Here is a 23,824-nt window from a genome sequence, read left to right on the forward strand (position 1 = left end):
TCACCTCGTCTATGCCGTATGAATGGCTCGGTCGTCAACGTCCATCGCGGCTTCGTGAACCGCTTCGGCGAGCGTCGGGTGAGCGTGACAGGTTCGCGCAATGTCCTCGCTACTGCAGCCGAACTCCATCGCCGAAGCCGCTTCGGCAATCATATCACCCGCCCGCACACCGATAATGTGCACGCCGAGAACGCGATCGGTTTCCGCGTGCGCCAGAATTTTGACACGGCCTTCTGTATCACCGAGCGTTCGGGCACGCCCGTTCGCACCAAAGGGACACACACCCTTATTGTACGGAATCCCCGCTTCGATGAGCTGCTCTTCGGTCTGCCCGACCATTGCGATTTCAGGATGAGTGTAAACGATCGCGGGAATCACGTCGTAGTTCATTTCGCTGGCAATTCCAGCCATCCGCTCGACGCAAACGACGCCCTCTTCCATCGCCTTGTGAGCCAACATCGCACCGCCGATGCAATCGCCCACGGAATAGATTCCTGGGACGCTGGTCTCAAAGTTGTCTTTGACTTCGATGAACCCACGCCGATCCGTTTGCACACCCGCGGCCGCGAGCCCAAGATCGTCGGTTGCCGGTGTGCGACCGGTCGCCAACAGCACGCGATCACAATAAATCGGATCACCGTCTTTGATCTCAACCGTGCACGGCTTCGACTGCGACGTGTCCACGCGTGCCGATTCGACCATCGTACCGGTGCGAAATTCGATGCCCTGTTTCTTTAGCGAACGGTGAGCCAAATTGCCGAGCTCTTTGTCCAAGCCAGGCAAAATGCGGTCGAATGCTTCCAAGACGATCACTTTGCTGCCCAAGCGATTCCAAACGCTACCAAGCTCCAATCCGATGTAGCCACCGCCGATCACGACCAACACTTCCGGGACCTCCGGAAACGACAACGCCGTTGTGCTGTTGCCGATCCGATCGCCGTCCTCTTCGACCGATGGCAACCGAGCCGGCACGCTGCCGGGACAGAGCAGAATTTGATCCGCCGTAACCACTTGCGGTTGATCGTCCGCGGCACCTTCGCTGGCGGTGATCTCGATCGACTCGGAATCTCGCAATCGCCCTCGCCCGTGATACGCCGTCACCCCCCGTTTCTTGAACAGGAGATCAATGCCGCCGGTGAGCGTGTCGACGATTTTTTTCTTGCGAGCCATCATCACGTCGAGCTTCAACTCCACGTCTCCAACGACCACCCCGTGGTCACTGAACCGATGCTTTGCTTCCTCGTAGAGATGACTCGATTCCAACAACGCTTTGCTGGGAATGCAGCCCACTCGCACGCAGGTGCCTCCGAAGCGAGGGTTATCGTCAATGCAGGCAACATCAATGCCGAGCTGAGCAGCCCGAATCGCGGCGACGTAACCTGCGGGACCGCCGCCCAAGACGACGAGTTCGTGGCGAGCCGTTTTTGTCATGCGAGTGATTTTCAGTTTTGGAGAGCAGGGGGGTGAGTTCGCGAACATTGTCCTGGATCACCAACCCCTTGTCGACTCCACTGCAGATTGCTTCATCACCGATTCGGCCATCGGTTCCGCGTTCGCCCTCCCGCCAAAGACGCGATCGCCCTCCCGCCAAAAAATCGGAGCCTACCGCCCACCCCAATCCACACGATCGATCGCCAAAGCGGTCCACTGAAAACCGCTAACATTGATTCCGGCCAGAGAGAGACGCCAAAAGAAAGGAAGGCAGAGAAAGGGGCATCCATGGGCCTCCGCTCGATACGGTATATCCAGCGTGAAAAACGGCCCCGTATCAATCACTGCCCCGTATCAATCACTGCCCCGCGTAAAAAGTTGCCCACCGCCCGACGATGTCTGCAACCCAGCGGTCGAAGGCCCTCAATCACAACGTGCTAGCGAATTATTCGCTAGCGAGAGCACCGTCGAGAGCAATCGTGTCTGCAAAGTCATACGAGTGAAACACTCGTGAGATCCGCTGTGCGAGCATCCCCAAGAACAACTTTCGGAACTTCGGCTCCGTTGTTTCGCTGGTGTATTGCCCCGCGTTAACGGGATACATGAATTCGTCGATTTCCTTCCGGAAGACGACCTTTTCCTCTTCGATGTCATAGACGATGAGTTGCACTCCGGCCCGCCCGCGATACAGCGTGGCGCCGTCTCGCAGACGCATGTCCGTCAATTCGATCGCGAGCACCCTGTCTGCTTTGATGCCCTTGCCGATATCGAGATAATCGACGCTATCCCACCCGTGTGTATCACGCCATTGCTGAACCGCGTCCTCGTGGACCAACGTCATTCCCTTGACTTCCATCGACAAAATGTCGCGTACCCGGCGGGTCAACAGGCGGGCAGCGATGTCGTCGGTGTATTGGCTCTGGTCGGTCATCGTCACGACCGCGACTTTCGCATTTTTGAGCGCATCGCACTCTGCAGGAATTTGATCCGCACCGACCGCGTGCATCAGGTTACTAACCACCCCCAAACACCCCGTTTGCGTGACCATCCCGCACGCCACCACCAGGCCCAACCCAACAATACCGAACCATCGCCGCGATCGCGGGCGATCTGATCGAGAATCCAATGGCGAATGGTCGATGGAACGCGAGTTCAAAGGCGTCGGTTTCATAGGACGAGCGGCAAAATTGCGGAACACGGCATGGACGGAAGGGTGTCGATTTCTTGTGTTACGCATTTTCTGGCGATCGTTTCCACCCCAGTTCCCGGGTTGGGCCCGCCCTCAGCCCCGCTGAACACCGCGAAACGACCGCCAAAGCACCGCAGAAATGTCCGCCCGCGGCCTTGACGCCCCCGGCCCCCTCTCGATAAACTCCCCGCCTCACCACCCAAAGTGAAGGTTTTCCGTTCACCGGAACACCACCCCCGGGGGATTAGCTCAGTTGGGAGAGCGCCTGCATGGCATGCAGGAGGTCATCGGTTCAAGTCCGTTATCCTCCACTTTTCAAAGCCTTGCGATTCGTCGCAAGGCTTTCTTTTTGCTCGGTTTACAGCGATTCTCGGTTTTTCACAAACCGTCCGTATCGCCGATGTATCCGATTTGGTGAGGAAGTGTATCCGATTTGTGAAATCTGATACTGGATTCAAGCCGTTCGTTGAATCAATTTCGTAGTTGTTTAAAAGCGATTCTGTCTGCCCCCCGAATTCCTGGGTCGGCTTATCAAAACCTAAATCACCTTTGTCGGGAATGGGCATGGAACGGCATCCCATAGCGGTTGCAAACATCGTTCATATTCCTCCAACGCTTGGAATACTTTTCGGAACGGACGATTCGTGTAGATTTCCGCCAGATTGTCAGTCTTCACAGATTGGTTTCGTGCACGGAACACCGCCATCACTTCGCCATCAACGATGTCGCGGATTTCATTGCCGCTCGTTTTCCGCAGGCTCTTCGGGGGCAACATCCTGAAAGTAGGTTGAAGTTTCAGAACTCTCCGAAGTAGCGACTCACGCCACATCCCGTAGACCTTAGTCGAAAGGTTTCCTCCCTTTGTTTGACTGATGTAGCTCAGACCTGACTTGGTCAACATGACGATCTCGTCATTCCCCTTAGTTTGCATCTTGCGACGCGTGTGTCCAATCTCACACACTCGGCCATAGTGGTCAGGGTGTGGATGGGAAATGAAAACTCCAAGCAGGCTCGGATCGAATGTGCGAAGCCCGGCAATGTCAGGCAATTCAATTTGCCTGTCTTCCGTTAGCGGTAAGCCGATGTCGAGAACCATTCGCTTTCCATCAGCTTCGATTTCTACACAGTTGCCACCAATCTCATGACAGCCTCTGTGGATTCGACAACGCATTCAGTTCTCCCGAACTCGGTCAGAAACTCCCGTGAGCCTAGCACCGAAGTTCTTGCATAGAGTATCTGTTAGCCGACGAAAATGTGCTGTCTGTGATAAGCGAGATATTTCTGTTGGCTTATTGAAAAGGAGCCGCAGTTTTCATTGAAGCACGACACACCAAGCGAGTGCAGCGTTTCAGTATCCACAAGGGTTGAAATCATCAGCGTGCCATCATCGTTGAAAGAAATATAGCCTCGGTCAAACAATCGGTCGATGTTCGGTGACAGAAACAATCCATTCGCACTGTCCAGTCGCTCGACGTTATTGCAAGCTGCCCACGGTTTGATGTGACTGGCAATCAGAAACCGGGCATCATCAACGCCAGAAATTCGACAAGCACTCTCAAGCTGCTGGATGTTTTGGCGAAACTTTCCCTGTCCGATTCTCGACTTGACCAGTTGCTCTTTCTCAGTTTGCGTCACCGTCGTTGAATTGCTGATGGCGGCTTCGATTTGATCCTCGATGTCGCGGAGCATCTTTTCCTGCTGCTCTCGATCCGCTATTTCGATGATCCCTTGATTGATTTGATATAGTAACCAATCCATTTCGAGAAAGTCATCTGCACCAAGTTCGGACTTGAGGTTTTTCGCGGCTGATTGGAATTCCGCGAAACCTTTATAGCTGACGTGAAGTTTCTTGAATGCTCCCTCCGTCTGCTTGTTCATGATCGCTATCGCTTCTGGATGCAGAAGGATGACGAGGCCGGTAGCGGTGGGGAAGCCGAATCCGGGAACGGACGCAATCTGCGTGGCCTTATCAAATGGTGATAGTGTTGAAGCGTTCAGAATTCTGAGAGCGTTTCGTACATGATTCAGCTTCTCTTCATCAGTTGCAGTTTGAAGCGGGGAACCGTAAATCGTCGATCCAGGTCGCCAAACATAATTCCCATGCAACTCCAATGTGCCTGCATCCAGTGCGGCGGCAACCTGTTCTGCGAAATCTTTATCAAGGAGGCCGGAGTCAAATAGCTTGCCTCGAATGTCTTCGCCGCCAAGAAGCGTTTCCGATTCCAATACCCAGACTTCACGATTAAATTCATCGAGAGTTACGTCGTTCCAGTCAGCCAGAACCTCTCGAAGTTGAGCAGCACGCTCACGTCGGAGTCTAACTCGTAATTGTTCAATCGGAGACTTGTGAAACAAAGAAAACGCTTCGGCAAGTGAAACGCCATGCGTTGCAGTCCGTGGACAGATTGCCTCTAGCGAATCGGCCTCACTCTTTGTCAGTGGAAAATTCGTTCCTCGCGTTTGTTTTAAAATCTTGGCGGAAGATAATTCAGGATTGTTTTGAAGCGTTGCTCGCGAAACGGGATGATCGAAAACGGTGTCGATTTCAATGGCAGCACGAAGCCTGTCTTCCTCTTCATTCAGTTCGACGACGAAGGGCAGTTCTTCGGGTGCCCCTCCCATAATTTGCGGATCGGTGATTACCGTTCCGTGAGCGACAAGTCCTCCGTCAGTGCCGGTAAGCCACAGGTAAACATCGTCACCGGCTCGAATATCGTTTTTGAACTGGTTAATCTCCCAGCGAAATATGCGAAGATGATTCAGAGCGTTCGTTAGATCGAAATACGCTGGAACCGCCTGGAAAATCCAAGCACGTTTTTCGGATTGTTGGGCACTGGTCATACTGACTTGTCATTCTGTTCAATACGGTAGTTTTTAAACGTAAGCAAAGGCTGGTTTTCGCTGGTTGCTTCTCACTTGTAGATTTCTTTACGCTTCTTTCGCCACTTCTCGATCAGCTCGAATGCTTGATTCCTCTCATTGATCTGACCGATTGTGCCTTGTCCGCTGAGGTTCCAGTCCGGCCACTCCTTGCGGCTGAAGACATCGGCGAAAAATGTAAGCGACTTAACAAATCGGAAATGACGGAACACGATTCCTTCACGACCTTTTGCCAGTCTGTCGTAAATGTAATCGCTTGCTACGACGCACAATGCGAGCGGGGCACTGTGCGGAGCGATCAGCACGTAATCGCCAATGTTTATTTCGTGAGCAAATTTCAGATAGTTCGTATGGTTGCTCTTTGCCAGAACTTTTTCCGCCTTCTCGCGTTCGTCAATCATGTTGCAGTCGAGGCCCCGGTCATCAAGACCAATGCAATTCTGACTGAGCATTCGGCAAGCAAATTGAGTCGAAGCCTCGCTATTAACGCCCGGATGGAGTTGCATCTTCCAGTATTTCGCGGCATCGGTTGGTGTTGTTTCAATCATTACTCGGACCTCTCGTTCCTGTATCAAGGATGCGATCGCGATGAATCAGATTTGCAGAAGTCGATTAGCCGTTTATTCATGGCTAGTCCACGATCTATTCACTGCCATGCTACCGATGCTTCTTCATTGGGACTAAGTGCTTTGACATCATCCAGCCTTCACGGGATAACCCACTTTCGAGGTCGGTCCACTCGACATGAACCGACTTGCCTCTTTTCTCGCAAACGCGAACCACGTCCCCAGCGACAAGATTGGCAATTCTCATTGAACGACGGCGGCGAGTTGCTTTAACTGGGGCAGAGCGTCTTGAGACTATCCGCAATTCTGCTCGGTCGTTGGTCGGAAGCGGTTGCTGCTCGATGTGTTCTCGTACATCTCTAATAATGATTTGGATTCTTGGGCTATTCTCGTGCGAGTGGGACAGCAAGTTGGGGACGACATTGATGCTCAACCAAAAGATAGTTGATGCGATTAAATTGATGAGCAGTGAAATCATGTGCTGTCTGGACTGTGCATTGTCTTGACGCTGCGTCCAGTCGATCAAATAGTTAATCTGCTCCTCGACGGTCCATTCATCAGCATCGGGATGTGCCGCGATGTCCGACTCAAGCTGTGCGGCAAGTGCATCGCTTTGCCCCTCCGACCATTCAACGGGAAGAGCATCACCTGCCGGCAAGTCCTCTGCCATCTGAATAAGCTTATCCAGCCGCAAGGTATTCAGGCGAGTTGTCACCGCCTGCAACGTCGGTAATACCTGAGTGCGAAAGGTGGAAGCCGCTTCAACTGTTTCCCGCACTTGCCGAGAGATAGAGTCTCTCGCGGCTATGGCAGCACGAACACTTGATAGCACATTATCACGGACCAACTTCCTTGCTTCGGTTGCAGCCTTTAGAGTGTCACGTACTTGGGATGCGAACGACGCTCTGACGGCAAGTGCCGAACGTATTTCTGACAGGATGTTTCCTGAGAGAGCTTGCCGAACCATTGACGTTGCTTCAACTGTCTCACGAAAATGTCTTGAGATTGCAGCGTTTGCAGCTGCCATCGTTTGGACTTCGGCAAGGACACGGTTTTGTGCTGTCCGCAGTGCAAAGGCTGTATCAGCAAGCTCTGACCTGATAGTTTTCTGAACAGCGACCATCTTCTGCACGTCTTGGAAAATCTTGACTGATGCCGGCGTGAGTGCGGCGGACAAGTCAGGAATCGTCGCCACCGGCTTCAGCAACGCTTGTTGAGCAGCGAGAGATCGCTGCAATTGCAAAACGGGACTATTGAGTATGTCCGCGTGTATAGGTGAGCGGCGGCGTCTACCCGGCTGGTTATTCGTGTCGGTCATATTTCACTCCACTCCTAACGCTTTGAACGCCGCGTCTGATGGGTCGGAATAGAAGCTGGTTTGGAATTTTGCGAATAGTTCGCCGGGGATGGTTGGGATGTCGCTGACGCTGGCCATTCGAAGCAGGATGCGTTTGGCTCCAGCGTCGAAGGCGACTTGGAGTGACTCGGCAAGATTTTGCACCGGGATGATGTTGCCGCCAAGACTCATGCTGCCCAGGATGACGATCTGTGACTGGAGTGGCTTAAGCTCGCAGCCAAATCAACGTTGATAGATCGGCAGGAAACCGCGGTCGATTTGCAGCATCGTCAGGTTGCACGCCGTCACGTACACCGGGTGAATTTGCCCTTCCCACGATCCATCGGCCTGCTGTTCAGCAGAGATGCGATCGTAGAGCCGGTCGCGAAACGGGAACCACAATTCGTCGCCCTGTCGATAAACGACTTGGCTGTAGTAAAGGTACGTGTAGTGCCAATGGCCGAATGACTGCCCCGCCTGTCCGATGTCGTGCAGCGACTCTTTGCTGTACGCAAGCATTTCGGGCACGTGCTCGCTGTCGTAATCGCCCGCGTTGTAAAGCGCCGCGAGTGCTGCCGCGGTGATCGCGGGACGACTGCTGCCCGTCTGCCGACTGCTGTAACTGATTCCGCCGTCGGGATTCTTGCAGCGGTAGATGTACTCTTTCGCTTTCTCGATCACCTCGCTGCTGACCGGGATGCCGGCGTTGCGACATCCGCGAAGCCCTTGGACTTGCGTGATCGTCGTGCTGCCTTCATCGAAATCATTGCCCTCTTTGGCCGAAACGTATCCCCAACCGCCCGCCGCCGTCTGGGCGTTTCCGCTGAACTGCACCGCCCGGCTGAGCACATCGACCAACTCCTCGCGGCGGTCGAGCAGCCCTTCCTCACCGAGCACTTGCGACAGAAACAGCATCGAAAACCCGTGCCCGTACGTGTATCGCGAGTCCGTCTGTGGGTCGCCGATCAGGCCGTTGCCACGAGATTTACTGATCAAAAAGTCAGCCGCCCTGGCAATTTGGCGAGCGTAGGGCCCCTGCGTCGTCGTACTGCCGCTGGCGATTAACGCCGTTCCCGAGAGTGCCGCCATCGCCGTCGGATAAACCGTCGTGTTCCACTGCCCCCGCGAGGATTGCTTGCTGCTCAGCCATTCCAGGCCGCGATTGATCGCCTCCTGCCATTTCGGTTTAGGGATCGCCGCATCCGCCCGTCTGGGCAGCCCCCCCACCATTGCCGCAACACCGCCTCCGACAGCGAGACCCCGGAGGAATTGACGGCGGTCGAACGGTGAGAGATTCATAATGGACCCTAATTGGGAAAATGACGTCATTTCGGGAGCGATCCGGCACGATCCAGGATAGCAGGAGTTCGCCAGATCGAGAAACGCACGTTTTTCCACGAAACCAGTGAAGTTATAACGCCTGTAACGTCGATAACGATTGTGCCACCGATTGGCTGGACTCGAATCGCACGAGAGGCGTACCACGATGACAAACACGATGAATCTACGAACGACCGTCACCACTTTCGTGGCTGCGACTACATTGCTCACTCTGCTGACCGCAACCACCGGTTGCCAGGTCTCGCTCAATGGTCAAACGCTGCCAAGCCCGTATTATCTACAGGACGATGTCCAGTATTTCCCTGCCGGGCCTGAGTTCAAGCTGCCACGTGAGGCGGCTGCTCTCCGCGCAGCCAAAGCCGAAGAAAAATTGAATCAGCGATGAACCGAACGCCGCACCAAGAAAAGATCATTCGCAATTACTACCAAAATCGCGATGTGATCGGCCTGCAAAAGGCCTCCGAAGCGGTCACGGACCTGTACCTCAGCGAAGGGAAAAAACGCGCCACCGTCTGGAAACGGTTGGCCAGCCATTTGGAAAAGATTGGCGTCCCCGAACCGCAAATCGAGGCTCTTCGGGAAGCCGACGATCCTGCCGCGGTCGCAAAACTGCTGGAAAAGTTCTCGGGCTAACCTAGCTGTCTCGATCCTCCGCATCCGGTTGAACACTATTTTCAATCGGACGGAAAATTCGAACAACCATCGAAGTGGACAGTCTCATCCACTTCCGCCCGCACGATCCCCAGACCACCGCAATCGGCTCGCGACGATGATCGCGATCGCAGGGTGGTCCACTCGTGGGATTCAAGTGTTCGCGGCACTGGCCCGAATGTGGCCCACCGTCTGGTGACGGTGGCTACGTAAAAACGGGCTACGTAAAAACGGGAAACTCGGCAAATCAAGAGTCGACTACGTCGCCGCAACTGCCGACCGTGGACGCTCGCCCGTGCTTCACGTCACTTCCCAGCGGATGGCGAGCAACCGCGCCGCCAACAGCAGCACGAACGCGGTCGCCATCAACACGCCGAGTTGTGGCCCCAGTTCGCTCGGCGGCAGTTCCCGCCAAAACACCTTGTCGTAACCGTCCAACGCCCACGCGTTGAATGTCCACAAACCGGCACGCTGCAGCGGTTCGCTCATCACATAACGCGGCACCATCGAGCCACCCAGAGCACTCATCGTCAACACCGCAACGACTGACAATCCGCCTAACTGCCCACGTGTTCGACACAACGTTGCCAAAAACAGACCAAACGAGGCGGCCGCCGACGCCGTCGCCAGCGTCATCATGGCAAACCCGTCGAAATGCTCGAACAAATTTAAACCAAACACGAGTTGAGCCCACAGGAACATCACCGTGACCTGAACGCAGCCCAAGAGGGTTAGGTAAAACCATTTCCCCAACAACAAATGATCCATCGTCATCTGTGTCGCGAGCAACCGTTCGAGAGTCTGGTTCTCACGTTCCTCTAACAACACACCCCCACCCGTCGTCGCACCAAACAACAAAAACATGACGGCAATCCCAGCGGCATAAACACTGATCACCGGATTCGTTTTTCCCTGACCGATGATATTCACGACTTCAATCTTTGGCGGCGCAAACGATTGTGGCGAGAAAGCCTCGCCCGTCGTCGAAGACGTTCCCGCATCAGAGCTAGCATCCGGTTTCGACGCAACGTTCTGTACGAACTCCGCGAACTGAGCCTGCTCGGCACTGAGTTCATCATCCGCCGCCGGTGCCTGCCCCGGGATGCCCGACATCGGAGCGGTGCCGATCATAATTTCACGAGTCACCAACGCGCTGACGACTTGGCTGGCGACTTGGTCGGACGCGTCGTTGAGCAGTTCCGCCGAAATCTGTTCTCCCTGTTGATCGATCACCACCGCGATCGTGGCCGTTCCCCGCCGAACCATGGTCTCCGCCGTCTTTCGATCGACGGTATCCGCATCGGACGAACCACGGATCACTTTCAGACCCTCGTTTTGCCCCAAGTTGTCCAACACTTTTTGGCACCGGTTGGCCGCGTCCGGATTATCTGCCGACTCCGCCGCACCGTTCACCAACGCGACTTTGACTCGCGGCGTTGAACCGACGCCACGCGTAAAGATCAACGCGAAGATGCTGAAGAACGCGATCGGCACCACAAACGTCAATAACCACTCGACACGGTTGTGGCGAAGGCGACGCAAATGGATCTCGATGACTTTCCAAATCACGTCCGTTCAGTCTCGCAGTTCGTGGCCGGTCAAATGTAGAAACACGTGATGCAGCGACGGGCTTTGCACCTCCACGTCGACAACTCCATAACCGGCCGCTCCGACCGCATCGATCAATCGAGGCAGCCCCACGGCGATCTCGGGCAACTTTGCCGAAACCGATTGCTCGCCTGGCTTGACTGTCATCGTCAACCCGCACGTCGCCAGCGGTTCATTGCCGGCGCCCCGCAGAACCCGATCCAGTCGCACGGTCACGTTGCGATCACTGCCGATCGTTTGCCGCAGCAATTCATCGAACGTCCCGGTCGCCACCACGCGTCCGCGATCGACGATCACGATCCGGTCGCACTGCGTTTCGGCTTCGTCGAGATGATGAGTCGTCAACAGGATCGAGGTATCGCGTTCGCTCAATTGATCGAGCATCGTAAAAATCCGCTGGCGGCTCTGTGGGTCCACACCGACGCTGGGTTCATCCAACAGCAACACTTCGGGTTGGTGCAAGACACCACACGCGAGGTTAATGCGACGCTTCATCCCGCCCGAGAACGTGGAAACCAAATCGTCGCCACGATCAGCGAGCCCGGTCCACTGCAACGCCCAATCGACGCTCTTTTTCAGTTCCGAACCACGTAACCCATGAAACCGCCCGAACGCAAACAGGTTTTCTCGCGTGGTTAAATCTCCATACAACGCGATTTCCTGTGGCACCAAACCGAGCGTATCACGAGCGGATGCCCGATTGACCGGTTGGCCCATCAATTCGATCGTTCCGGCATCCGGCCGCGTGCGTCCTGATAGGCAACGGATCATCGTCGTTTTGCCCGCTCCGTTGGGACCGAGATAGGCAAGCCGCTCGCCCTGCCGCAGCTCAAACGAAACGCCATCGAGAGCCATGTGCCGTTGACGGTCGCCATTCCAAAACGGCAATACGCCTGCCCCACGAGCGTAGCTCTTACGCAGCTCATTCACCATCACGGCGGGGGGCGGGGAGGAAATCAACGCGGTTCTCAGAGGTTGATGTGGGATAACGTCGCCAGGCAATGGTACCCCAAGGGCGAACGTCACGGAAACCGCAAACGCCCCACCGAATCCCGCCCACTTTCATTCCGTTTTTCGGTCGAAATACAACGCCCCCGTAGGACACGCCGCAATGCACCGCGCGGCCAAATCTCCCATCCCCTCGTCATAGCTTCCGTCGAACGGGACGCTCACACGAACATCAAACCCGCGACCGACGAACGACAATCCCAACGCGCTTTTGGATTCCGAAGCAATCTGAATGCACAACTCGCATTTGATGCACTTACCAGGTTCAAACAAAACCTTGCCGCCACGTCCCACCACCTCGTACTTGCCCTGCCGCGTCCCGAATCGGTTAGGATCGGCCCCGTAACGAGCCGAATAGTTTTCCAACCGACAATCGCCGTGAGCGACGCACCCACACGACAAACATCGATCCGATTGATCGGCGACCTGGTCCGACGAATACTCTTCTTTCTTTGTCAGAATTTGCACCGGGACCGAAGCCGCTCCGGCCAGGAACTGTTTCATCTCGTCCGTCGCCACTCGCCCCAACCGCGATGCGAACGGCTTCGCGGGTGCCGTCACCGTCTCACCTGACAAAAATTGATCGATGCACCCGGCAACTTCCTTGCCATCTGCCGCACTTCGCACAAACAAACACTTTCCACGCACCGCCGACCCAGCGGCAAAAACGTTGCCTCGTTTGGTTTGGTAGGTCTCACGAGTGATATCGATCCCTCGACGCGATGACTCCACGGACCATTCGTCCGCCAACTTCACCGCATCCATCCCCGCGGCGATCAACACCACGTCATACGATTCCACTAGCGTTTCAAACGCCTCGCGTGAGTCGACCGGCGTCTCCGTTTCAACCTCAACGTCAAGGCGAACGATCTGTGCTATTTCGGCATCCAAAATTTCGCCCGGCATCGTCTCCTCATCAATCTCCGATCGCAACCTTCCGCCGAGTTGTTTCGTTGCCTCGATCAAACGGCATGCATGTCCGCGTTGGCGAAGGTAATACGCCGCAGACAATCCCGTCGGGCCCGCACCAATAATCGCAACTCGCTTGCCTGAGTCAGCGGCGCACTCCGGTGCATATGCTTGTTCTGACGCGAGATCCTGGTCCGCGGCATAACGCTTCAATTCACAAACTGACACGGGATCATCGGCCGAGCTACGACGACACCCCTTTTCACACGGCTTCGTGCAGATACGCCCCAACACGGCGGGGATCGCGATATCGCGTTTGATCGTTTCAATCGCATGATGCAAATCGTGTCCGCCTAACTGCCTGAGCATCAGCGGGATATCCATATGCGCCGGACAAGCAAAGAAACACGGTGCCAAACAATCGCCGACGTGATCACTCAGCAACAACTCCAACGCCGTCCGCCGGGCTGCATGCACCTCGGCTGTTTCGCTGTCGATTTGCATCCCATCCACAATTTTGGTCGCGCACGAAGGCACCAATTTTCCGTTCGCCCGATCACGGACCAAACAAACCTGGCACGATGTGGAAGGCAAATAGCCCTTCAAAAAGCACAACGTCGGAATCTCAATTCCCAACTGATTGGCCGCGTCCAACACAGTCGATCCATCGGGAACATCGATCGTTTGATCGTCAATCGTGATCGCAGGCATTTATCTTCTCACAATTTCGACGGCGTGTTCGGGACAGACGACTCGGCACGTGTCGCACGCCGTGCATTTGTCGACATCAACGACATGTTTGGCATAGGGGACCGCCGGAATCGCGTCGACGGGACAGTGCTGTGCACATAACGTGCATCCGATGCACGCGTCGGTGATGTGATACGCGATCAAATTCTTACATTTGCCCGCCGGACAATGCCCGTTGAGATGCGCCTCGTACTCATCACGAAAATATTTCAACGTCGAGAGCACCGGATTGGGTGCCGTTTTACCGAGTCCGCAAAGACTGCCGCTCGACACGCTCTGGCATAAATCCTCGAGCAGATCCAAGTCGCCCTTCTTTGCTTTCCCCTCACAAATCCGTTCGAGAATCTCCAACATCCGTTTGGTACCAACGCGACAATACGTGCATTTCCCGCACGATTGATCTTGCGTGAATCGCAGGAAGTAGCGGGCGATGTCGACCATGCAATCGGTATCGTCGAGGACCACCATCCCGCCGCTGCCCATGATCGCGCCAACCCGGCTGAGTGCTTCGTAGTCCACCGGCGTGTCTGCCAAACTCGCCGGCACACATCCTCCCGAAGGCCCTCCGATCTGAACGGCTTTGAACCGATGACCGTCCGGGACCCCGCCACCAATCTGATCCACGATTTGTGCAATGGTGACACCCATCGGAACTTCGATCAGTCCGCCGCGCCGAATCTTTCCCGCTAGCGCGAAGACTTTCGTTCCCTTGCTCGTCTCGGTTCCGAACTTGGCAAACTCTTCGCCCCCGTGTCGCAAAATCCACGGTACCAACGAAAGCGTCTCGACGTTGTTGATCAGCGTCGGCTTCTCCCACAATCCTGATTCCGCCGGAAACGGAGGCCGCAACCTGGGCGTTCCCCGTCCCCCTTCGATCGAATGAATCAACGCCGTCTCTTCACCGCAAATGAACGCTCCCGCACCTTCCTTGACCGAGAACTTGAGCGAGTACGAACTGCCCATGATGCGTTCGCCCAGCAAACCGGCCGCTTCGCACTCCGCGATCGCGTGACGAATGCGTTGAACCGCGAGTGGGTATTCTGCACGAATGTAGAAATAGCCTTCGTGAGCCCCCGCCGCGACCGCAGCGATCGCCATTCCCTCGATCACTCGGTAAGGAAACGACTCGAGGATCATGCGATCCATGAACGCGCCGGGGTCGCCTTCATCGCCGTTGCAGATCACATACTTTGTCGCCGCATCCGCCGCACGCACCGTCCGCCATTTGATCGCCGACGGAAAACCAGCCCCCCCTCGCCCTCGCAACCCGCTGCGTTCGACTTCATCGATCACCGCCTCGCCTGACAATTCATTCAAACATCGCTTCAATGCGACAAAGCCTTCGTGCCGTTGGTATTCGCCGAGATCCAACGGATCAATGTCGCCACACGATTCGGTCGCAATCCGCTTTTGCGGCCCCAAAAATTCACACACCGGCCCCTCATGCGGAGAAACGGCCTCAACGCAGGAGTCGGCTCCATTTTCGCGTCCATACAAATCGGCAACCAACTTCGACCACGACGTCTTCAACCGCGACGCGATTCCCGTCGGTTGAAAATTCTGCAAAACAATCTGCTCAACCTGTTCCGCCTGCACGTGACAATACAACCGGCTCGTCCCGTCGCTACGGATCGTTTCAACCAATGGCGTTTGGTGGCACATCCCCACGCATCCGACCCGTTTGACATCAGCCGCCGCGCCGATGGACGTGACAACCTCTTGAACTTTGTCGAACACGTGACCACTGCCTTGGGCGACGCAGCACGAACCGAGTCCGACGCGAATTTCACCCGCCGCCGAACCGCTGCCTGTAACATCACGTTTCCGCAAATCTCGACGCGGGGACGGCCCACTCGTACTCCGTCTCGAAAACTCACGCACCGTCCCTGGCACACTTTGCGGAGTTAATCGACCGTACGTCGCATCGTCAATCTGCACGACCGGAGCGAGCGTGCAACATCCCAAACACGCGACCGGCTCGATCGTAAACTGCCCCTTGCGATCGGTATCCTCACCGGGCTCCAACCCCAAGTGCAGTGCGATCGCTTCTTCGATCAAGTCGGCTCCTTTGACGTGACACGCCGTACCACGGCAAACTTGGATCGCGTGCCGTCCCATCGGACGATGGCGAAACTGCGTATAGAACGTCGACACACCCGTAATGGTCGATGGCGTGATCTCAGTCAATTCGCACACCCGCTGCAGCGCCGCATCAGGCAGGTAGCGATACCGCGTCTGGATCGCCTGCAAGATCGGAATCACCGCCTCCGGACCACCACCGTGCGACGCCACCGCCTGATCCACAAATGCCAGGTCAATCGCATCGGCCGCAGCAATCACGTTGCCATCAACGCCATTCCGGTCATTCCCTACCGCCGCACTCATGATTCACCGATACAGAAAAGATGTTTGTCACCGCGAACAAAGATTCGTCCGCCGACAATCGCGGGGCTGGTCACACATTTCTCACCGAGATTCGCCTCAAAAATCGTCTCACACGCCTCTCTCTTCGCCGCAACCAACCAACACAGTCCGGATTCACCGATCAACAAAACGCGATCACCGATCAGGGTCGGTGACGACTTGAACCCATCATCGAAATCCTGTTCCCATATCGGATCGCCTCCCTCGCCAATGTCGTAACTCGTCAACGTGCCAAACGACGCCAACATCAAGATCATGTCTTCGACCAATAACGGACTCGTCGTGTCCGGTGCCCCAAAATCAACCTGCCAAATGATGTGCGTGTCCGTGACGTCGCCGCTTCCGCCCAATCGAATCGCCGCTCCACCGGGCACCTCGTTGCACACATACAACACACCGTCGGCCGCGATCGGTGAAGGACCAACGTCTTGATAGAGCGCGTCGCATCGCCATATCTCTTCGCCATCGCTCGCACGATACGCAATCACCCACGGATTCGCGCACGTGATCACCTGCCGCTCACCTTCGTAGTCGATGACCAACGGTGTCGACCAAGACGCCGGGACGTCGCGAGACGTCTCCCAAACGGTTTCCCCCGTCGCGCCATGAAGTGCGATCAATTTCGATAGCGGTTCGTCTTCCGCTCCCTGGTCCAATTGAACCAAAACGCGTTCATCTTCGACTACCAAAGAGGAAGCGTGCCCGTACGGATTTTCTGGGATCCCAAACGACCGAGTCCAAACGATCTCTCCATCCATCCCGATCGCGACCACGTCGCCGTGTGCGAACATCGCATAGACACGCAAACCATCCGTCGCCATCGTCGGGGCCGCATACCCCGTATCATTGTTCACTTCCATTTCGACGGCATCGCCATCACCTGCTTCCGGTGAAGACACGGGAACCTCCGTCTGCCAAATCAGTTCGCCGCTACCAGCGTCAAAACAACATACGGCACGGCGTTCCAATGTCGCCCCACTGAGGAAAACGTGTTCGCCCCAAACGATCGGAGAGTTTGTGCCCGGCAATTCCACCGGCGACTTCCACGCGATTCCCTCACCCGACGCCGCGTCCCACGATTTCGGAATCGGCGCAGACGCCGCAGTCCCCATCCCGTCGGTACCACGAAAACGCGTCCAGTGTTTGCGTTTCTCCTCAAGTGTCGGCAATTCCGCCGGTGCAGCAACGTCAGACGCTTCCTCCAGCAATCCGCGTTTTTGAGTTTCTTCACCCAACATTGCTTGCCCGGTTTTTGCATCACTCAGCGTTGAATGATCCACCGAACTCATTGCCACTTGATTCGGCTCGGGAAACAACGCCGCGACTTCCTTTGCGTTTGTAGGCAATACATTGCGATCCGAGACAATCAGCCATCCCGAAAACAGGAACACTCCCACCGCGAATCCGCCAACGGCCGACAACGACTGCACACTCACGATCGCATCCGGATCATCTCCATCGGTAACCGCCTCTTCGATGACCGGTGCCTGGCGGCGAATGTTGGCAACCATTTTTGCCGACACGATCGCAACGAAGACGCTCCCCAACAACAACCAACTGCCCACCGCCATAAAAGCACGCCGATCGAAATACTCCGTCCGCAACTCCACGTCGAGCGTTCTGATCTGGCTCGTGATTGCCTCATGAGCCGACTCGTCACCCGTCGCCTCTCGCAACGATCCTTTCAACTCGACGAATGCCGGTGCCACACTCGGATCGACGACGCGTCCAGCAAAACTCGCTAACATCGCTACCGCGACCACGATCGAGAACAACACCGCGATGGCCGACACTCGGAACCAAGTCCGATCATCACACCTCAGTGATTCCCAAAACGGCTGCTCCCGGTGGCTCATGTGATCTGCACCAATTGAGAGGGTTCTTTCGGAATCGATCCCGAAGCTGGATTCGACGTGCCACCTTCGGTGACCGGGCAGTACCAAAAACAGCGACCGCACGAGACGCAGTTCTTTGTATCGGCTCGGTAATCTGCGTGAGGACGACGAATCCCCAACGAAACCAATTTGAAACTGATCACCACACCGATCCATGCCCCCAACATCACACCGAGCCAGCGAAACCGGTCTTGCTTCGTAATCACACTTTCATACAACGCACGTTCGTCACGCCGTGCATTGCGAAACGCTTCGCTGGCGTCAGTCGTTGTCACGGCTAAACCCATTGATTCTTTCCGCAATTGCTCGGCGAGTTGCACGTCCGGGTCCATCCGAGACAACGGCACCCGCATCAATGCCCCCATGCCGGTGAAGGCAACGATGATCAGCGGAGTGGCCAGCAAAATCCAACCGAGACGAGCACGTCCACGCGACGCTTCACCGGGAGTTGCTCGAGCGACGGGCGATTCGATTGCCCCGTAAGGACACGCCTCCGTGCACAACCCGCACGAAATGCACTGCGTCGCCGGAATGCGAACATGAAACCACGAGAACCGTGAAAACACCGATAAAACGGCACCATACGGACATAGAAACCGGCAATAAGGACGGCCAACAAACACTCCGATTAACAACAACATGCCGCCCGCGATCATCATGTTCGCGTTACCACCGAGGCGGAAGAAACCCACAAAAGGGTCATAACGACAAATCAGAAACGCAGTCCCCGTTGCCGAAAAAATCACCGCCGCACCGAGATAAATCCATGTCATCAATCCGAGCGAATGATCCACCCAACGCGGCACCTGAACGTTCTTGATTGACACAAACTCTTGAATCGCTCCAAGTGGGCAGACCGCCGCACAAAACGTTCGTCCAAAGAACAAGGTGAATAACAACGGCAGCAAAAAAAACGCAACCACCGAGACTGGGATCACGTAACCGGCATCAAACAACGCCAACGCCACATTCTGAGTCGCGCCGATACTACACACGCATCCCTGCCGTACAAAACCGAACCACACCAACGACGCAAACGACAACGCAAACAGATGCCTGCGGGATCGTGTGACCAACGCGAAATAACTCGCCAACGATAACGCCAATACCAATAAGGCCACATCCAGAAATTCCCAACCCACACCACCACCGGCGGGAACCTCAGTGGTCGGAATTTGATGCGAGCTGAAATCCGGCGTCGGAATCAACTCGCCCGAAGCAAACGACGGCATCACTAACAACAACGCAACCACGCCCCATCGCAACCAACCACCGCACCGAACGAGGCGTGTTCGTTGGCTAGGACATCTTCCACTGAATGAGTGCAGAGCGTTCATCGCATCGTCACCATCCGCATCAATTTCTCAACCGGATCGTCATCCACGCCCGATGCGTCGCCAATCTTGCTCTCGTAGAGTGCCTGAGCTTGCTCCTTAATTAAATAAGGTTTGTCCGACGGCACACGCGTGTACGCCTGAGTCGGACAGACCCGCGCGATCGCACACTCATTGCAATTCACGCATCGGTCATGCATGACCTGCAGATACAACGATCCGTTCATCAACGCGCATCCTTTGACGCACTTCCCACAACCGATGCACGCGTCTTCATCGATCGTGTATTGATAGAATCGCTGCCCCGCCTTGTCCTCGATGAACTCTCGAACCACCGCGGCGGTCGGACACAATTGGTTCTCCGCAGCCGTGCTGACGTCGTCGTAATTCGTATCGAGATACCCTGTGCAAATGTCACAGTACCCGCACATGTCAAAACACTGCACGCATTTCACGGCAGATTCATCGAGCACACAGTAAGTCGAACAATGACTGCATCCGACACATTTGTCCGGATCGATTTGCCACCGGGTTTCGCCCGCATTCCCATAGCGCCCGGCCAAAAACCCGCCGAGAGTCCCCAAGGCGATTGCACCAGCTACACGCGTCCCCCGCGACAAAAACTCTCGTCGATCAGCGATCGGCAAAGAAACACGGGTTGCGGAAGAGGCACGCTTATCGGACACGATCTCGCCCCTCCCTAACCGCCGTAGCGTTCGTCGCAGTTGCCCCTGTCTCGGTAAAACCCTTCGCTCTCAAACTTGCCGACTGCTCATTGGCTTTTCTTGCCAACTTCGCCCGCTCCAACGTCGCCGCGGGCAAAACACAGCGACTCACCTGAACACAATCGCGGCATGCACTGAGCGTATGAGAACATCCGGCTTGCAACCGCCGACGAGTCAGCACCCAACCGACAACACCGATTACCGATGCCAACGACCATCGTGCACTCGCGGCGATCCACTGCCTTCGGTTCATACGCATTGTTCAATCACCTTTCTCGCGGGTGTGGATGAAAACGCGGATCTGATCTGCGGTCGGATCGAGCACCAACACTCTGCCCTCACCGTCCACCGCGATATCGAAAACGTCACCGCTCATGACGGCTTCGTCTCCCCGACTCTCGCGCCGCAACAGTTGCTCCGAACCGGCAACGACACTCTGCAGTTTCCCCGAATCATCGTAGACTTTGATTCGCGGGATGCCCTTTTCCGACGTCACAAATCGGCCTCCCGGCAACATCGCAATATGAACCGGATTGCAGCACCCGAAGAAATTGTTCATCGCCGATCCGGCCTGACCCCACACCGATTCACGCGCGCCACCGGCGGTATACGTTTCCACCCGTCGAGCGCCCGGATTGACCACGTGCACCAGCCCATTATCCTCCGCCGCTAAATCGAAATAGCCACTCGGTACGACATAACCGCCGCCCATCTCACCCATCCGAACCCCATCGAGATCAAACACCATCACGGTTTGATTACCCGCGTCTGCGACATACACATTTTCACGAGTCAACGAAATCGCGGTCAGCAACGGATACTTCGCATCGACCGCCCAACTCCCAATCGATTCACCGTCGGCCGAAAACACTTCAATCGATGTCATGCAGCCGACATAGAAACGCCCCGCGTGTGGATGATCGCTTCCTGCCACCGCGACACAGCGTGGCTTTTCCTGCGGAGTGATCGTCTTCAAAACATTTCCGTTCGTATCGAGCACCCAAACTTTTCGCTCGCCACATACAATCAACGTTCCATCCGGCGAGACGGCCAACGCATGCGCCTCCATCGTTGGCAATCCAATCGGTGTCACCTCGGTGTATTGCAGCAACGACTCAGCGACTTCGGTCTGCCGAGACACGTCCAACGCAAAACGTTTCCCCGAACTCGTCAACGACTCCATCCGCATCACAACGACGGACACACCGCCGAGAACGAACACCGTCAGCATGATCCACAGCGGAGCCCAAACCGAACCTTGGTGACGATTCATAGCGAGCCCCCACTCTCAACAAACGCATTCGCGGAAACATTCAAACAAACCAACCGGGTCATGTCTCGCAGCAATAGATAGCCGTCCACGATCGCCATCGGCCCCCACGCATCGTGCCCGTCCTCGAACACCAGATGACTCGCTCGACGGTGGTACCCCGATGCGTCCGCATCCGCGATCGTCAACTCACCAAAGTTACTCATCATGAACAACAACCCGTCCGAGATCAGATACGGACCATGACCGAATCGATCTCGACCGCTGTTCCAAATCTCGTTGCCATCGAGATCCATACAAACCATCGGACCGCCACCACGTTTTCGAATACCGAACAGATGCCCGTCGTAGAGGATCGGAGTTTGCTGTTCCGAATTGAACTCTTTGGGAGTGTATTTCTTCTCGATGCTGACCTGCGTCGCGCTATCGTCAACACGAAGCATCAACGCTCCCGTATCATTTCCATATCCACTGCACACCCAAATTTTTCCATTGGGTAGCGGAACCGGAGTGGGGGCATGTGCGAACTGGACCGGCCACTGCGTCGTGTCCCACAACACGCTACCGTCGTCGGCATCCACACCGACGACGCCACCGCTACCGCAATACACGTACATGCGTTTCCCCGCGTGCTGCATCACCGCGATGCTGCCGTGCGTCATCTCCCAACCCCGTGGATTCTCCGTCCGCCAGACGACCTCACCGGATTTCGGTTCGATTGCGACCATCAACGATGCATCACCGGGCGCGATGATCAAACGTCCCTGATCGACCAAAGGACACTGCCCGGCATACCAACGCGGAACCGTGGTTTGATACTCGACACGCAAATCCAACAACCATCGGTTCACTCCCGTCGTCGCATCCCAACACGCGACGTGACATTGCGGTCCGATCGTGATGACGCAATCTTCAAATAACACTGGAACAGTCCGCGTGATCCCGTGATTGCGAGTCACCGCGACGGGATATCCGTTGCTCCAAATTTCGCGTCCGTCATCGAGAGAAAGACAACGCAGCACGTCTGCTCCGGCCTCTTCGTCGTAGTCCAGCACGTAAACACGTCCGTCACGTACCGCCGGACTCGCGTACCCTTCGCACAACGCAACTTCCCATTGTCGGGGCGGTCCGCTTTCAGGCCACTGCCGTGCCAACGGTGTCGAACTCGGCGAAACACCATCCCGATTCGGGCCACGGAAACCCGGCCACGATCCTCGGATCTGTGATGCCACGCCCATGCCCCGTACCGGTTCACCGGCAACCGTCGCTTCATAAGGCAACCGATTCGCGGTCACCAACACTTGAGGCGTGCCATCCATTCCAGGCAGACGCATTTCGATCGGCAGCGTTGAGCGAGTAAAAAACAAACTCAACAACAAAAAAACCGCCAGGACAAAGACCGCTGCGGAAAGCGTCCTATCGATCGATGAAGGTAACATCGTAGATCACCGAATTCTCCAAGTGCGGAAAGTGAGAACCACCTTCCTCGAAGTACTCGATTATGCGCCACCTCACCTCGTCTTCACCACAGACGAAACAAACTCCCCCGAACCGTCAAAAGCGAAAACAACGTAAATCACGGCATTTCCTAAAAACGTCGCGACGATCCACCGCACGGAAGCCCACCCCAAAAACAACCTTCATCGATGGAACTTCCCAAACCCGGATCCACTATTGCTCTAAGTCGCGAATCTAAGTCGCGAATCAATTATTGAAATAGACTGCGTCTGGGCAATGAACAAGGACGCTTATCAAGTCAAGATACAAGTGCGGTTCGAGAAACGCTGGCAATGCACGTCAACTGACTTGCTCACTGAAGAGAATCCATAACACACCAAGCTGATAACCCGTTCGTGAACTCGCCAGCGATTCGATCACTTATCGCAGCTCACGTTCGGGTTGATCGCGTCGGAGCGTTCACGTCCGAAAGCCACCGTACCTAGCGGAACGGTCGACTGAGTAACCGCCCCGCCGAACCTCTAGAACTAAGGCGAGAACTTGGCGACTTCCTTCGCGAGCTGATCGTAGTTCAGTGGCTTTTGAAGAACTTCCGTCGCACCGCTGGCGATCATCCGATCACGCAGGTTGGAATCACGAATGCCCGTGACAATCATCACCGGAATGTGAGACGTCGCGGGATGAAAACGCAATTGCGAGAGAATCTCTTCACCGCTGTCTCCCGGCATGTGCAGATCGAGAAGAATGACGATCGGCGCCAATTCAAACGCGAGGCGATAGCCATCGATCCCCTTGGAAACCCGCACCACCTCGTAACCACGGGATTGCAGACAGAGCTTTACTCCGTGCGAGAAGTCCTCATCGTCATCAATACATAGAACGAACGGCCTTTCGTTTCGCGTGCCCGAGGCCTCGGTCTTTTCGGCAGGGTCGGCAAGACCGCAGCCAGCGGAATCGGCATCATCGTTCAAGCTAATGATGTCGTGTGAATCGTGGAGAAAATGTGAAAACATGGGAAGACGCCCTAGTCAGAGGATGGAACGATAAAA

Annotated in this window: 20 protein-coding genes and 1 tRNA gene; 3 read left to right on the forward strand and 18 right to left on the reverse strand. The window is 55.6% G+C overall.

The genetic code is table 11. The features are described from left to right. Positions 1 to 9: 9 nt before the first annotated feature. Both lpdA and FHS27_RS04585 read right to left on the reverse strand, forming a co-directional pair. Positions 10 to 1,431 (reverse strand): dihydrolipoyl dehydrogenase, encoded by a 1,422-nt coding sequence (gene lpdA / locus FHS27_RS04580; protein ID WP_184302239.1) that lies wholly within the window; start codon positions 1,429 to 1,431, stop codon positions 10 to 12. Between the two features lie 445 nt (positions 1,432 to 1,876). Continuing rightward, on the reverse strand, positions 1,877 to 2,557 hold the full coding sequence (locus FHS27_RS04585; RefSeq protein WP_246419084.1) for a hypothetical protein: 681 nt from the start codon (positions 2,555 to 2,557) through the stop codon (positions 1,877 to 1,879). Between the two features lie 301 nt (positions 2,558 to 2,858). Here FHS27_RS04585 and FHS27_RS04590 point away from each other — a divergent pair. Beyond that, positions 2,859 to 2,931 (forward strand) — tRNA-Ala (locus FHS27_RS04590). A gap of 227 nt (positions 2,932 to 3,158) precedes the next feature. On the opposite strand, the gene FHS27_RS04595 is transcribed toward FHS27_RS04590, so the two are convergent. From FHS27_RS04595 to FHS27_RS04620, 6 genes are all read right to left on the reverse strand, one after another. Continuing rightward, positions 3,159 to 3,791, reverse strand: a complete 633-nt coding sequence (locus FHS27_RS04595) for an MBL fold metallo-hydrolase (protein ID WP_261363907.1) — start codon at positions 3,789 to 3,791, stop codon at positions 3,159 to 3,161. A gap of 68 nt (positions 3,792 to 3,859) precedes the next feature. After that, complete coding sequence (locus tag FHS27_RS04600) at positions 3,860 to 5,461, reverse strand: HNH endonuclease (protein ID WP_184302248.1); 1,602 nt, start codon at positions 5,459 to 5,461, stop codon at positions 3,860 to 3,862. Between the two features lie 71 nt (positions 5,462 to 5,532). After that, positions 5,533 to 6,048, reverse strand: a complete 516-nt coding sequence (locus FHS27_RS04605) for a hypothetical protein (protein WP_184302250.1) — start codon at positions 6,046 to 6,048, stop codon at positions 5,533 to 5,535. 109 nt (positions 6,049 to 6,157) lie between these two features. Beyond that, positions 6,158 to 7,384 (reverse strand): hypothetical protein, encoded by a 1,227-nt coding sequence (locus FHS27_RS04610; RefSeq protein WP_184302253.1) that lies wholly within the window; start codon positions 7,382 to 7,384, stop codon positions 6,158 to 6,160. Between the two features lie 3 nt (positions 7,385 to 7,387). Next, the gene (locus FHS27_RS04615; RefSeq protein ID WP_221224860.1) at positions 7,388 to 7,594 is read right to left on the reverse strand and encodes a hypothetical protein; all 207 of its coding nucleotides are present in this window, start codon (positions 7,592 to 7,594) and stop codon (positions 7,388 to 7,390) included. Positions 7,595 to 7,645: 51 nt separating this feature from the next. Beyond that, positions 7,646 to 8,701 carry a prenyltransferase/squalene oxidase repeat-containing protein gene (locus tag FHS27_RS04620; RefSeq protein WP_184302256.1) on the reverse strand — a complete coding sequence of 352 codons (1,056 nt, stop codon included), beginning with the start codon at positions 8,699 to 8,701 and terminating at the stop codon, positions 7,646 to 7,648. Between the two features lie 199 nt (positions 8,702 to 8,900). Between FHS27_RS04620 and FHS27_RS04625 the strand changes: the two genes are divergently transcribed. Together FHS27_RS04625 and FHS27_RS04630 are read left to right on the forward strand one after the other, a co-directional pair. Then, the gene (locus tag FHS27_RS04625; protein WP_044256665.1) at positions 8,901 to 9,128 is read left to right on the forward strand and encodes a hypothetical protein; all 228 of its coding nucleotides are present in this window, start codon (positions 8,901 to 8,903) and stop codon (positions 9,126 to 9,128) included. Further along, positions 9,125 to 9,376 carry a hypothetical protein gene (locus FHS27_RS04630; protein WP_009102933.1) on the forward strand — a complete coding sequence of 84 codons (252 nt, stop codon included), beginning with the start codon at positions 9,125 to 9,127 and terminating at the stop codon, positions 9,374 to 9,376. Before FHS27_RS04625 ends, FHS27_RS04630 begins: the two co-directional genes overlap by 4 nt. 318 nt (positions 9,377 to 9,694) lie before the next feature. On the opposite strand, the gene FHS27_RS04635 is transcribed toward FHS27_RS04630, so the two are convergent. The 10 genes from FHS27_RS04635 to FHS27_RS04680 form a co-directional block, all read right to left on the reverse strand. Next, the gene (locus tag FHS27_RS04635) at positions 9,695 to 10,963 is read right to left on the reverse strand and encodes an ABC transporter permease (protein ID WP_184302259.1); all 1,269 of its coding nucleotides are present in this window, start codon (positions 10,961 to 10,963) and stop codon (positions 9,695 to 9,697) included. Between the two features lie 6 nt (positions 10,964 to 10,969). After that, positions 10,970 to 11,962: an ABC transporter ATP-binding protein gene (locus tag FHS27_RS04640; RefSeq protein ID WP_246419085.1), complete on the reverse strand. Its 993-nt coding sequence runs from the start codon at positions 11,960 to 11,962 to the stop codon at positions 10,970 to 10,972. Positions 11,963 to 12,064: 102 nt separating this feature from the next. Further along, a complete protein-coding gene (locus tag FHS27_RS04645; RefSeq protein WP_184302261.1) occupies positions 12,065 to 13,630 on the reverse strand; it encodes an FAD-dependent oxidoreductase in 1,566 nt (521 codons plus the stop codon). Further along, positions 13,631 to 16,054, reverse strand: a complete 2,424-nt coding sequence (locus FHS27_RS04650) for an NAD(P)H-dependent oxidoreductase subunit E (RefSeq protein WP_184302265.1) — start codon at positions 16,052 to 16,054, stop codon at positions 13,631 to 13,633. After that, a complete protein-coding gene (locus FHS27_RS04655; protein WP_221224861.1) occupies positions 16,051 to 17,949 on the reverse strand; it encodes an outer membrane protein assembly factor BamB family protein in 1,899 nt (632 codons plus the stop codon). Before FHS27_RS04655 ends, FHS27_RS04650 begins: the two co-directional genes overlap by 4 nt. Next, positions 17,946 to 19,325 carry a 4Fe-4S binding protein gene (locus FHS27_RS04660; RefSeq protein WP_246419087.1) on the reverse strand — a complete coding sequence of 460 codons (1,380 nt, stop codon included), beginning with the start codon at positions 19,323 to 19,325 and terminating at the stop codon, positions 17,946 to 17,948. Before FHS27_RS04660 ends, FHS27_RS04655 begins: the two co-directional genes overlap by 4 nt. Then, on the reverse strand, positions 19,322 to 20,008 hold the full coding sequence (locus FHS27_RS04665; protein WP_315854463.1) for a ferredoxin: 687 nt from the start codon (positions 20,006 to 20,008) through the stop codon (positions 19,322 to 19,324). Before FHS27_RS04665 ends, FHS27_RS04660 begins: the two co-directional genes overlap by 4 nt. Before the next feature lie 301 nt (positions 20,009 to 20,309). Then, positions 20,310 to 21,320, reverse strand: coding sequence for a hypothetical protein (locus FHS27_RS04670; protein WP_184302269.1), 1,011 nt, complete (start codon positions 21,318 to 21,320; stop codon positions 20,310 to 20,312). Next, a complete protein-coding gene (locus FHS27_RS04675; RefSeq protein WP_184302272.1) occupies positions 21,317 to 22,756 on the reverse strand; it encodes a PQQ-binding-like beta-propeller repeat protein in 1,440 nt (479 codons plus the stop codon). The genes FHS27_RS04670 and FHS27_RS04675 overlap by 4 nt, the downstream gene beginning before the upstream one ends. A gap of 546 nt (positions 22,757 to 23,302) precedes the next feature. Next, positions 23,303 to 23,788 (reverse strand): response regulator, encoded by a 486-nt coding sequence (locus tag FHS27_RS04680; RefSeq protein WP_184302275.1) that lies wholly within the window; start codon positions 23,786 to 23,788, stop codon positions 23,303 to 23,305. Positions 23,789 to 23,824 lie beyond the last annotated feature (36 nt).

Source organism: Aporhodopirellula rubra (genome assembly GCF_014192335.1).
GTDB lineage: Bacteria > Planctomycetota > Planctomycetia > Pirellulales > Pirellulaceae > Rhodopirellula > Rhodopirellula rubra.

What these genes read in the sequence shown, in the direction of transcription:
- lpdA (WP_184302239.1), bottom strand. Translation starts at nt 1,431, where the DNA reads ATGACAAAAACGGCTCGCCACGAACTCGTCGTCTTGGGCGGCGGTCCC.
- FHS27_RS04595 (WP_261363907.1), bottom strand. Translation starts at nt 3,791, where the DNA reads ATGCGTTGTCGAATCCACAGAGGCTGTCATGAGATTGGTGGCAACTGT.
- FHS27_RS04600 (WP_184302248.1), bottom strand. Translation starts at nt 5,461, where the DNA reads ATGACCAGTGCCCAACAATCCGAAAAACGTGCTTGGATTTTCCAGGCG.
- FHS27_RS04605 (WP_184302250.1), bottom strand. Translation starts at nt 6,048, where the DNA reads ATGATTGAAACAACACCAACCGATGCCGCGAAATACTGGAAGATGCAA.
- FHS27_RS04610 (WP_184302253.1), bottom strand. Translation starts at nt 7,384, where the DNA reads ATGACCGACACGAATAACCAGCCGGGTAGACGCCGCCGCTCACCTATA.
- FHS27_RS04615 (WP_221224860.1), bottom strand. Translation starts at nt 7,594, where the DNA reads ATGAGTCTTGGCGGCAACATCATCCCGGTGCAAAATCTTGCCGAGTCA.
- FHS27_RS04620 (WP_184302256.1), bottom strand. Translation starts at nt 8,701, where the DNA reads ATGAATCTCTCACCGTTCGACCGCCGTCAATTCCTCCGGGGTCTCGCT.
- FHS27_RS04625 (WP_044256665.1), top strand. Translation starts at nt 8,901, where the DNA reads ATGAATCTACGAACGACCGTCACCACTTTCGTGGCTGCGACTACATTG.
- FHS27_RS04630 (WP_009102933.1), top strand. Translation starts at nt 9,125, where the DNA reads ATGAACCGAACGCCGCACCAAGAAAAGATCATTCGCAATTACTACCAA.
- FHS27_RS04645 (WP_184302261.1), bottom strand. Translation starts at nt 13,630, where the DNA reads ATGCCTGCGATCACGATTGACGATCAAACGATCGATGTTCCCGATGGA.
- FHS27_RS04650 (WP_184302265.1), bottom strand. Translation starts at nt 16,054, where the DNA reads ATGAGTGCGGCGGTAGGGAATGACCGGAATGGCGTTGATGGCAACGTG.
- FHS27_RS04655 (WP_221224861.1), bottom strand. Translation starts at nt 17,949, where the DNA reads ATGAGCCACCGGGAGCAGCCGTTTTGGGAATCACTGAGGTGTGATGAT.
- FHS27_RS04660 (WP_246419087.1), bottom strand. Translation starts at nt 19,325, where the DNA reads ATGAACGCTCTGCACTCATTCAGTGGAAGATGTCCTAGCCAACGAACA.
- FHS27_RS04670 (WP_184302269.1), bottom strand. Translation starts at nt 21,320, where the DNA reads ATGAATCGTCACCAAGGTTCGGTTTGGGCTCCGCTGTGGATCATGCTG.
- FHS27_RS04675 (WP_184302272.1), bottom strand. Translation starts at nt 22,756, where the DNA reads ATGTTACCTTCATCGATCGATAGGACGCTTTCCGCAGCGGTCTTTGTC.
- FHS27_RS04680 (WP_184302275.1), bottom strand. Translation starts at nt 23,788, where the DNA reads ATGTTTTCACATTTTCTCCACGATTCACACGACATCATTAGCTTGAAC.